The sequence below is a fragment of the Succinimonas amylolytica DSM 2873 genome (assembly GCF_000378405.1).
Lineage (GTDB): Bacteria > Pseudomonadota > Gammaproteobacteria > Enterobacterales > Succinivibrionaceae > Succinimonas > Succinimonas amylolytica.
On the sequence record NZ_KB899644.1, the window covers coordinates 5,846 to 16,428 of the forward strand.

The window sequence follows — 10,583 nt, forward strand, 5'->3', positions numbered from 1 at the left end:
TGTTCTTCAACTTTTTTGGCTTGATTTTGAAAGGCTTCAGTCTGCTTCTGAATGGTTGAGGTCTGCTCTTGAATGGTTGAGGTCTGTTCTTGAATGGTTGATGTAAGTTTTTCGATTAACGAGTAAAGGTTGTCCAGTTTGGAAGTATCAGTATCGTGCTGATTAGCAGGAAGATTGTTATTTGTGATCTTCGCTTCCATTGCAAATTCCTTCAGCAATCCCGATTTTTGTGTGCGGTATGGTACGGATTCACCAGCACTTTTGTCAAGAATCCCTGAAGCCTTAAAAAGACGGTTTAAGACCTAATACAAAATTTGTTGAGTGGTTAAGAAGTGTGCTTGCAGGAGTGCGCCTCAGATAGGAGTAGAATTTTTGGTTGAAAGTAGACGATTTTGGTTATAAACGCGATTTGCGTTGATAATTGCGTCCTGAAGTGGTATTCTTTGTTATATACCAATACTAAGTACGAATTATCTGTTTTTAATGATAAAGGAAAATCTAATGAAACTCTTAAAGATAGTAGTTGACGGCTTGCCTCTTTTTAAAGAAAAAATTGATATATGCTTTTTTGCACAACAAAGGGTATCTGAAGAGCAGAGAGATTATCTATATCCACTTTTTTCAACGGTTTTTCTAAATACAACAAATGTTTTTGCTGGAATTAATGCGTCTGGTAAAACATCTACCTTAAAGGTAATTCTTTTGTCTTTGCAACTACTTTTAAATAGGCCAATTAATGATATACGTGAAAAAGATATATTGGGACAGTCTGATAATGTCACGTTTAATCTATTTTATTATTTAGAAAGTACAGCAGAGATTTGTAAATTAGAGACAAATATCGCATTCAAGAAAATGGGTAGCGAAGGCCCAATTTATAGGATCGTATCAGAAAGATTATGGGGTAAAAAGGCGACCAAAATTACTGCTCGTACACATCTGCTAGATTTTGGTGATGCAGAACTGTTGATTGAAAGAAATAATCAAGAAAAATTTTTGGCCGAAGATATAAGTATCGTTATTGCAAAAAACAAAGAAGTCAACGATACGCCTGAAGTTATAAGTCTTTTGAATTTTACAAACATTAACGTATTACCATTCAAAGGAAAAATTCCGATCGAAATAATTGCATATCTTGATCCTTCAATTGAGTATTTAATTTTTGAAAATGATGAAAGGCATTCTATTCATTTAAAGTTTAAAGGGGAAAATGAAATAGTTCTATTTAATCCTATAGAGTTGAATAAATATCTATCGTCAGGCACTATTAGAGGAATATTTATATTTACTTTGGCTTTGGATATTCTTCAGAAAGGTGGCTATATTCTGGTTGATGAGCTTGAAAATCATTTCAATAAAGAGATTGTTTGTACAATCATTAGATTTTTTAAAAGTTATAAATTAAATAAAAACGGAGGAACTTTAGTATACTCAACACATTATCCTGAACTTCTGGATGAAAATGACAGAAATGATAATATATTTATAACTAACAATCAAGGTGGTATAACTGTTAAAAATTTACGTGATCTTTTGAAAAGAAACGATTTAAAAAAGAGTGATGTTTATCAAAGCGGAATCCTAACAGGTACAGCGCCTTCGTATAATGCATATATTGAGTTGAAGAGAAAATTTGAATCTTCCATTATTCCAATTAATGAGTAATGGGAATTAATATAGTGATGAAACTGTCAAAATTTAAGGCTTGTATATGTGAAGGAGCTGCAGAGAGAGCCATATTGGATATTCTGTTAGACAACGATTTGTTAATTTTTGCAAAAAATGAACTTATTAATGATGATATTATTAGATGCAGGGATGCAAAAGAATTCGAATCAAGATATTTGAGAAAGAAATTTGATGATCAAATTTCTGTCATTCGTATTTTGGATAGAGAGAAGGAAAATTTTAAAATCAGTAAGCCTTACAAAGACAAGATTGACGTAGTTAATATTGTTACATCTCCGGAGATAGAGATGCTCATTATTTGTAGTGAAGATAAGTATGATGAGTATAGCAAGGTAAAGTCAAAGATGAGTCCTAGCGATTATTGTAAACAGAATTTACCAAAATTAAAGTATGATAAGAAGTATGAAACCGTAAAGGCATATTTCAACACGCCGGAAAAATTAGTGAATGCAATTAAGTTGTATCATCAAAAACATCAATCTAAAGGCCAATATACGTTATTGGATTTGCTGAAACAGGGCGTGTGAACCGAGGGTGTAATATTAAGTGTGTAAGTTATGTTCATCACAACTTACGCATTTTATTATTTTGAGAAAGTGCGATACATTTTAATAAGGATTATTAGATTTATGAGTGACGCACTTATGGCACCCTACAAAGAAACGCAATGAGTTTAGTCAGGCTATTGCCAAATCAATTTTGGAAAATTATCAGCCTAAAACCGTAGCAGAAATGCAGAATGCCCTTAAGGATATATTCGGACCGATGTTCGAGGCTATGCTTCAGGGTGAAATGGATTCGCACCTTGGATATACAGCAAATGATCATGGAGTTAAGGAAACTGAAAATTGAAAAAATGGTTACACTCACAAGAAATAGCGTTCTTGCTGATTACCGGGGCTGACAGGAAACGGGAGAATCAGTGATCTCAACGAGATCCGGATTATGCTGCGGACTCGCAGGACAGGAAATAACGGGAAGAACAAGACCGGGAAATGATTCACCTCGGGAGATCCTCTCTTTGAATATTTTGATCCACTTGTAAAGCATGGAATTACTGATGCCATGACTGAAGGCATACTGACGAACTGAAAGATTACTGGCGGCGCAGTCGGTAAGCATTTTGGCATACTTCTCGACTATCGCCTTATTTGAAGAACTAACCATCGGAACCTCCTGATAATTTATCCGATGGCTACAATGGTACCTAAAACAAAGTGGTTTTATCAGACCGTATATCTGGGAAACTTACGTTCTGCTCGACAAACTTAACGGTGGCCGTCACATTGGCACCGGTACATTCCGTCTTCCTGCCAAATCAGCAGACAGGATCATCAAAGCCATTGCTGATGAAAGTGTATTCCGTCAGATTGGAACCTGCATCAGAGCCTATCGCACCGGGAATCGTATATTTGCTGTTGATTCAAATGACATGGCGATGTTCGTTCCTGAACGTGGTGAAATTCCTATTTATGAAGGTGCTGATGATTTCAGAAAAATGCCGGTGGACAGTTGGAAGCTGGCTGCATTCATCAAGTGCGAAGCGGATTTTATTCATGATGCGACTTTCGATATCGAGAAGTGCCTTGATAAGCGTTTTGGCAAAGCATTTGCCAGAGCAGAAACTGATGCGTTTATCAACGGTACCGGAGAGGAAATGCCTACCGGTATTCTGAATGATGTCGGAGGAGCCGAAGTTGCTTTTACTACAGAGAGTATAACCTATGACGATCTAATCAGTCTGTATTTCTCCGTGGAAGCGGAATACCGAAGAAAGGTATATGGCTCATGAATGACGAGACGGGCTATGACACTCCGCAAGCTCAAGGATGAAAACGGCAACTATCTGTGGAACCACAACAGCGATACCATTCTCGGAAACCCTGTCGTGATATCTGAGTTCATGCCGTGTGCGGGATCCGAGAAGAAGCCGGTGGCCTTTGGTGATTTCAGCTACTACTGGGTTATCGACCGCAGGCCTGTAATCATGAGACCAGTTGTAGAGCGATTCACCATTAACGATCAGATTGGCTAATGCCTGCTCCGTAAAGGTATTATTAGGCACCGTGATTATCAGTCTGTCTTCAGTCTGCTCTATTTCACCGGTAAAGCCTTTTTCCTGCAGATGATTAAGCAGTCGGTCAACGGTCTCAGAATCAACTGTGTCAGGGATTCTGAGTGTTCCGTCCCGTTCCAGTGTGCAGTCACCGATTTTGTATGACAGGCTTGGAACCTTCTGATAACAGGGCAGCGTGTGCAATGCTGCCGCAATCTCGTCTGCCAGCTTAGGCCTCTGCTTTGGTTGTAGGTTGAATTTAATGTTTGTCTGCATATATGTACCTTCCTTATTTATGTTCTGTGGTCGGTACATATATATCCCTCTAAGGGGAAGGTATAGCAAGTTGTATACGAAATGAATTTTATCGATCAGAATAGAAATGGCCAAAAAGCACCCGAAATGCCTGAGTTTTATTGATTTTGCGAAATTCTGCTCGGAATGTAATGTGTGGGTTGTGGTATCATTCCGAGAATCTGAAACATGGCAGATAAATAATGTCTTGTCTTTGAATTTATAATTAGAGCAGGATTGATGTCTGAGCAGAAGTCCTGCATTGAAGCAATTTAATGATTGATTGGGAAATGTCGAATAATGGATAATCAGGTACATAATTCAATAGTAAGTTTTAGATGAGGAATGTGAAAAACTTAATACTTTGAATTAAAGAAACGGAGATAAAGGAATTGCAAATGCGTCTTGTTGCAGATACTGTAACCGGCAAAATTGATGTTCGTAATATTAAAATTCCTGAATATGAATTTGTGGAAGAAGAAACAGATAATATTGTGACGGATTCAGAAAACGAATTAGAAACGGAGTAATAGGTAACCATGGCTGGTAAGCAAGAACTTATTCCTAATGACAACCAAGGTGATGTAATCATTTACCAAGCTGAAGATGGTAAAACAAAGATCGATGTCCGCTTTGTTGATGAAACTGTATGGTTATCACAGCAGCAAATGGTGGAATTGTTTAAAACCTCTAGAACAAATATTGTTGAGCATATTGCTCATATATATGAAGAAGGAGAACTTGATGAAATTTCAACCTGTCGGAAATTCCGACAGGTTCGTCAGGAAGGAAGCAGAACCGTTTCACGGGAGTTGCCTTTTTATAATTTAGATATGATTATTTCCCTTGGATACAGGGTTAAATCTATTATCGCCACTCACTTTCGCAGATGGGCAACTGAGCGCTTAAAGGAATACCTTATCAAAGGATTCACGATGGATGATGACCGCCTGAAGAACCTTGGCGGTGGCAATTACTGGAAGGAACTTCTTGAGCGCATCCGTGATATCCGTTCATCCGAAAAGGTTATGTATCGTCAGGTTCTTGATTTGTACGCTACCAGTCTTGATTATGATCCTAAAAGCAGAGAATCTGTTGCTTTTTTCAAGATGGTTCAAAATAAACTGCATTACGCTGCCCATGGACACACAGCCGCAGAGGTCATTTACGAACGTGCTGATGCAGACAAGCCTTTTATGGGGCTGACTTCTTTTTCCGGAGATTTTCCGACATCTAAAGATATAGGGATTGCCAAAAATTATCTTTCGGAAGAAGAGCTGAAAATTCTGAACGGAATTGTTTCCGGTTATTTTGATTTCGCAGAAGTTCAGGCAATGCGCCACAATCCGATGCATATGAGTGATTATGTGGAGCATTTAGACCGCATCCTCTCGACTACTGGTGAACAGATACTTGTTGGTGCTGGAAAAATCAGTCATAAGCAGGCAATGGATAAAGCAAATCGGGAATACCAACGTTTTCTTGTGCAGAACCTTTCTCCGGTTGAAGAGGCGTACCTGCAAACCATAAAGGAAGTAGCAAAAACTGCTAAGAAAAAAACGAAGGAGAAGTGATTATGCCAAAATTTACTGATACCAGAGAGAGTGGTTTTGAAACATTAATTGTTAAATGGCTTGTTGAGCACAATGGTTACGAAGAAGGTAATAATGCTGATTACAACAAAGATTATGCAATTGATGAAACAAGACTCTTTCGTTTTTTAAATGAATCTCAGTATGAGCAGATGGAAAAACTCGGAGTATTCCATTCAGAGCAGAAAAAAAGACAATTTTTAAATCGTTTGCAGGGAGAAATAGCCAAGCGAGGCATCATAGATGTTTTTTGCGAAACGGCATCAACGTGTACCCGGCAAGCCTTATAATGTTCTACCTTGCTCCTTCTGAAAATAATGAAAAGGCAAAAGAGAATTTTGAAAAGAATATTTTCAGCGTAACTCGGCAGCTACGCTACTCCAATGATTCGTCAAAACTGACTTTGGATTTATGTGTGTTTATAAACGGTCTACCAGTTATAACTTTTGAACTTAAAAACCAGTTTACCAAGCAGAACATTAATAATGCCGTGGAACAGTATAAATCAGATCGAGATCCAATAAAAGTTTCACAATTCTACGGACTATAACCTCTAATTTTCAGTGTTTTGTGAAACTGTAACCTTTCTTGGTCTCCCCCTCGGTCTACGAGGTGTTGTTTCGGACTGTTCTTTTACCTTGGGCTTTCTTCCTCTTTTCTTTGGTTCAGGTTTTGCTGCAGGAACTGAAAGTCCCAACTTTTCTAATGTTTCCATTACTGTATTGAGGGTATGAACCCAGTATTCGTCATCTGATGATGCCGGTACATTTAAAGGCGCATCAGTCATTCTCCATGCGGATGACAGATCATCCATCATTTCGCCGTATGACATTTCTTTTAGAACTCCAGACTTCTGAGCCTTATTGATAATCCTGCAGGTTATCAAAGTAGAAATGAAGTTCACGAATTCACTTCCTATTACAGCAAAATCTCCCTGAACCCTTGTTCTGTCCAAATCTTCATCCATCTTGTAATACTTAAACACCATCTCGAGTTTCCATCGTTCTTCATAGCACGTATAAGCAACAACAGGAGGCAGATCCTGATCTGATTCTAAAACAATCAGACCGAATTTATCTTTTTTGTCACAGTATTTCTCATAATCAAACCCTGAATCCTGCTTAGCTTTAGTTAGAAAGGTTTTAGCTTCAAGAGATGACTTTGACTGATCAAGGAATGCATACAGATACCTTCCGCCCTTGATTTGTTTTTTACAGTAAAGAACATTGGTTGCAATTCCAGAAAGAACCCCCTGGAATGACAACATGTCATTATCCTTTATTCGTACGTCATTCCGTTTTATAGGAGTAAGGAAATGCAGGTTCGGTCTGCTGTTGAGCTCATTTTTAATTTTGCTTGGAGGAAAACCTTTGTCAGCAACGATGATACCTTTATCGATATTGTTGTTTCTTATGAATGTCGAGTAAGCACTGGCATCAATACAGTTACCCGGAAATACCTGTGCGCAGACCGGTTCCATTTTTTCAATATCGTATGCGTATATAACAGAGATGTCTTTTGTGTTTTTTACTCTGGCTTTGTAAGAGAATGCTGACAAATCATTGACCGTGCTGTTATCCTGCTTGAGTGTCCCATCAATCGCAATATGATGTTCTGCCATCACTGAACTGATTCGTTTCAAAAAGAACGCTTTTCTTCTGTCTTCATCAACTCCAAGATAGTCAATCAGATTGCCAAGAGAGTTCTGTGAAACAGCAGCTCCCGGAAAAAAGACACTGGTAAAGGTTCGCCGGTAGTGAGCTGATACACGGCTTAAAGGTGTAGACGGTCTTATTACTCTTATGATTGCCAGCGACATGATGGAATATACTTTTCCAGCATCATATACCGCGAGTAAATCATCTGTTATGTCGTCACATACAGATTTTGCCAAAGCTACAGAACCGTAGGATAGCATCTTAGGTTTTGCCTCTGTCGAAGCTTTGTTATCAACTGGAACAAACTTAAAATTGATGATATGTCCGACAACTTTCCCATTATGCGGCTGAGGATTTTTTCCCGGTACGTATTTAACCGCACTCCGCTCACGTACAGAATACCTTTTAGGACCATCTCTGCCAGAGTCTTCAACAATAGTATTAACCGGTCTTTTAACCTTTCTGATTTCTTCAGGAACCTTCATAAAAACACCTCTTATATATAGTCCGTATTATATCATAAACGGACTAATAAAGACATAAAAAATGATAATTTTGCAAAGAAATCACTAACTCTTACGATAAAACAGGAGTTAAAAAGGCAGATTATTTCCAAAAAACAGGGGAAACAGATGAATTTTTGATATGATTTGAAAAGAAAAGACCTCAGAACAAGAAGCTTTCTATAGTCCTGAGGTTTGTGAAAGTTTTACTTAGGTTACTTTAATTTTACCGCCTAAATCACTATTCTAACCGACAGCCACACGAACTGCCGGCTATTCTCATTCCTACACCCCCTAGTTTGCCGTTAACCTCGTCGCCAAACTGCCCATTCTTTCAAATAGCCAGTTTCCCGGACAGGATTTCTTGGCAAACCAAGCGATGAACGGTCAGGAGCATTTCGTCATCCTTAATAGCGTACGCAAGGGCTTTTTCTCGGTCAGCAATCCATACCAGCTTCCGCTTGCCGTTACGTCTGCAGATGTCAGCACAGAGCTCGACCAGTGCACAATGGAATCTTCTATTTCCTGTTGCACAGCTTCTTTTACAATAATGCCTTCGGGACAGCAGTAAAATTTGAAGACCTCATGGCATTGAAGAAAGAGCTGATTGTTCGCAGGAAGTTTTCAGATTTGAATTGATTTTCGATGTGGCAAACACCATAATATTGACGTAGCAAATGTTATGTCGGAGGCTGGGCGTGAAGAATCTTATTCTTGAAATCAGAAACCGGTTGAATGCAAGTCAGGAAGATTTGGCTAGGATGATCGGCATCTCCTATGCAACCGTGAACCGGTGGGAAAACGGACATTCTCAGCCGAACAAGGCAGCTCAACTTCGCTTGTACGATATCTGTAAGGAAAGAAACATCGATTTGGAAGATATTATTCAAAAGAAGATTGAGAAAAGTGTTGTGAATGTAAGCAGCAGCTCCGAAAAAGTCTTATTGTATCATAGTTCCAAATCTGGCATTAAAGGTCCCATTGCTCCGATAAGCAGAGAACGCTGTGATTTTGGCAAAGGGTTCTATATGGGGACGGAGCCCTATCAGCCATTGACGTTGATCAGTGATTTTGAGGAGTCGAAGTTCTATGTTATCAGCTTGGATATGACTGGGTTGCGTGTGTTGAATGTAAACCCTGATCTGGAATGGGCGATGCTTGTGGCTTATAACCGGGGCAAGATGGACGAAGCGAGAGGGACATCTCTTTACGAGCACTATGCTGCAATGTCAAAAGGTTATGATGTGGTTGTAGGCAGCATCGCCAATGACAGAATGTTCTATGTATTGGATAACTTCTTCCTGGGAAACATTACGGACAAAGCACTTGTCATGAGCCTGTCTGCCTTGCAGCTGGGAGAGCAGTTTGTTGCGATTACCGAGAAGGCTTGTGAGCATGTGAAAATTGAAACGGAGATTGAGTTATCTCATCTGGAGCGTAATTTTCTCCGGGTTCTGAGTGAATCAAATCGCGTGAAAGGCGTTAATCTTGCCAATGAAATCTGTAGAGATTATCGCAGAGAAGGCCAATTCTTCGATGAAATTCTGAAGGAAGCCAGGAGGTAAGGATCATGGATAGCATTCAATTAAAACTTTGTGATATCCAAGGTCGTATGTTTGAGCGTTCTACCGCCTACGCTAGTGAAGGCTTCATCCGTGATTTCATGAATTCAGAGGTAGCTGAGCATTTGGATTCTCCCTACAATAAGCTGCAGTGGATGGGAGAAGAATATCTGATTGATGAACTGAAGGATGAAAAGACGCTGGGTACAGATGGAGAAAAATATTCTCCGGAAGTTTTGTACTGGATTGGTTATCTGTATCGCTACTGGGCCTGTACACGAGGCGAGCAGAGCAAGAGAATCTACCGCCAGGCACCGGCAAAGACCATGAAGCGCAATTATATGGCTTTTCACACGTTTGATCCGGATGTGGCGATTGACGACCTGATCGAAATTCATCGACAAAGACAGAAACAGCGATAGCCAGAACCTGAACGACCTCGCCTATGCGGCGGTGTTTTTCTATGTTCAAAGATGTTTCATCCGTAAGCGTAACAGCAATCCGCGTTATATACGTTATTTTAGAATTGGTATTAGGTCTAAAGTGCTGACTTTAGACCTAATACGAAAGTTGTAAATATGAAAGGAATGTTCAATGACGCTAACGCCTATTCTTACCCTAACCCCAAAGGTGCTGAATAGGATATTAACGTTGGCATGCCATATTGGTTTGATGATTTTTAGTGTTATTACCGGGTGAATTTTTTAGGGATAAATGATGCGTAAAATTAAAACATTAGCTGTTGTTGGCACTGCTGCTTTAGCCGGATATGGCGGCTACGAACTGTATAAAGATTATACGGATCCTGATCCTGTTCTTGATTCTCCATCGGATATTACTCAGGTACTCATATCTAGAATTATAGATAACGATATTAATTCTCTGACTATAAATTATGAGTTTACCAGATGTCAAAATGACAATGAATACATAAGTGTGTTAGCAAATTAAGCTTTGTCTAAAAAATGCTAATAATTCAATTTACATTTGTCTATTTTGTTCAATTAACATTTGGATGTTATTTGAGAGATGTACCTATCGAATGACAGAGAGGGATCTTTGTCCAGGGCTTTTATGAGAATCAGGTACTTCAGCCAGTAATTCCCAAGCTGAATGGTGGAACTGCTGAGTATCTGGCTGAAGTTTTGAGCAAGCCAGTTTTCTCCCCAGAATGTGATGCATTGATCTGCAAGTGTCGGAGAAGTTATAAAAACACCGTTGTTCCTGCG

At 39.1% G+C, this 10,583-nt stretch carries 12 protein-coding genes and 3 pseudogenes; 11 read left to right on the forward strand and 4 right to left on the reverse strand.

Features of this window, described 5'->3' with window-relative positions; genetic code table 11:
* Window positions 1-200, reverse strand: a pseudogene (locus tag F557_RS22850) (hypothetical protein); the annotation flags it as partial.
* A gap of 301 nt (window positions 201-501) precedes the next feature.
* On the opposite strand from F557_RS22850, the gene F557_RS0117750 reads away from it, so the two are divergent.
* The 3 genes and pseudogenes from F557_RS0117750 to F557_RS0117760 form a co-directional block, all read left to right on the forward strand.
* Window positions 502-1,665 (forward strand): AAA family ATPase, encoded by a 1,164-nt coding sequence (locus tag F557_RS0117750; RefSeq protein WP_019003550.1) that lies wholly within the window; start codon window positions 502-504, stop codon window positions 1,663-1,665.
* A gap of 17 nt (window positions 1,666-1,682) precedes the next feature.
* Window positions 1,683-2,216: a hypothetical protein gene (locus tag F557_RS0117755; protein ID WP_026297997.1), complete on the forward strand. Its 534-nt coding sequence runs from the start codon at window positions 1,683-1,685 to the stop codon at window positions 2,214-2,216.
* Between the two features lie 157 nt (window positions 2,217-2,373).
* Window positions 2,374-2,538, forward strand: a pseudogene (locus F557_RS0117760) (IS256-like element ISBsu2 family transposase); the annotation flags it as partial.
* A 42-nt stretch (window positions 2,539-2,580) separates the two neighbouring features.
* Here F557_RS0117760 and tnpA read toward each other — a convergent pair.
* Complete coding sequence (tnpA, locus tag F557_RS0117765) at window positions 2,581-2,856, reverse strand: IS66 family insertion sequence element accessory protein TnpA (RefSeq protein ID WP_019003553.1); 276 nt, start codon at window positions 2,854-2,856, stop codon at window positions 2,581-2,583.
* Between the two features lie 118 nt (window positions 2,857-2,974).
* Between tnpA and F557_RS23435 the strand changes: the two are divergent.
* The 5 genes and pseudogenes from F557_RS23435 (at window position 2,975) to F557_RS23755 (ending at window position 6,181) form a co-directional block, all read left to right on the forward strand.
* A pseudogene (locus F557_RS23435) lies at window positions 2,975-3,724 on the forward strand (phage major capsid protein).
* A gap of 713 nt (window positions 3,725-4,437) precedes the next feature.
* Window positions 4,438-4,569, forward strand: a complete 132-nt coding sequence (locus tag F557_RS23565) for a hypothetical protein (protein ID WP_019003556.1) — start codon at window positions 4,438-4,440, stop codon at window positions 4,567-4,569.
* Window positions 4,570-4,578: 9 nt separating this feature from the next.
* Window positions 4,579-5,613, forward strand: a complete 1,035-nt coding sequence (locus F557_RS0117785; protein ID WP_019003557.1) for a virulence RhuM family protein — start codon at window positions 4,579-4,581, stop codon at window positions 5,611-5,613.
* A 2-nt stretch (window positions 5,614-5,615) separates the two neighbouring features.
* Window positions 5,616-5,921, forward strand: coding sequence for a hypothetical protein (locus tag F557_RS23155; RefSeq protein WP_026297999.1), 306 nt, complete (start codon window positions 5,616-5,618; stop codon window positions 5,919-5,921).
* The gene (locus F557_RS23755; protein ID WP_026298000.1) at window positions 5,921-6,181 is read left to right on the forward strand and encodes a type I restriction endonuclease; all 261 of its coding nucleotides are present in this window, start codon (window positions 5,921-5,923) and stop codon (window positions 6,179-6,181) included. Before F557_RS23155 ends, F557_RS23755 begins: the two co-directional genes overlap by 1 nt.
* 3 nt (window positions 6,182-6,184) lie before the next feature.
* Here F557_RS23755 and F557_RS0117800 read toward each other — a convergent pair whose 3' ends face one another.
* Window positions 6,185-7,774: a transposase gene (locus F557_RS0117800; RefSeq protein ID WP_019003558.1), complete on the reverse strand. Its 1,590-nt coding sequence runs from the start codon at window positions 7,772-7,774 to the stop codon at window positions 6,185-6,187.
* Window positions 7,775-8,490: 716 nt separating this feature from the next.
* On the opposite strand from F557_RS0117800, the gene F557_RS0117805 reads away from it, so the two are divergent.
* The 3 genes from F557_RS0117805 (at window position 8,491) to F557_RS0117815 (ending at window position 10,305) form a co-directional block, all read left to right on the forward strand.
* Window positions 8,491-9,357 (forward strand): DUF3990 domain-containing protein, encoded by an 867-nt coding sequence (locus tag F557_RS0117805; protein ID WP_211209607.1) that lies wholly within the window; start codon window positions 8,491-8,493, stop codon window positions 9,355-9,357.
* Between the two features lie 5 nt (window positions 9,358-9,362).
* On the forward strand, window positions 9,363-9,776 hold the full coding sequence (locus F557_RS0117810; RefSeq protein ID WP_019003560.1) for a hypothetical protein: 414 nt from the start codon (window positions 9,363-9,365) through the stop codon (window positions 9,774-9,776).
* Between the two features lie 295 nt (window positions 9,777-10,071).
* The gene (locus F557_RS0117815; protein WP_157617963.1) at window positions 10,072-10,305 is read left to right on the forward strand and encodes a hypothetical protein; all 234 of its coding nucleotides are present in this window, start codon (window positions 10,072-10,074) and stop codon (window positions 10,303-10,305) included.
* A 53-nt stretch (window positions 10,306-10,358) separates the two neighbouring features.
* On the opposite strand, the gene F557_RS23165 is transcribed toward F557_RS0117815, so the two are convergent.
* A partial coding sequence (locus F557_RS23165; protein WP_026298001.1) for a hypothetical protein occupies window positions 10,359-10,583 on the reverse strand: 225 nt, incomplete at its 5' end.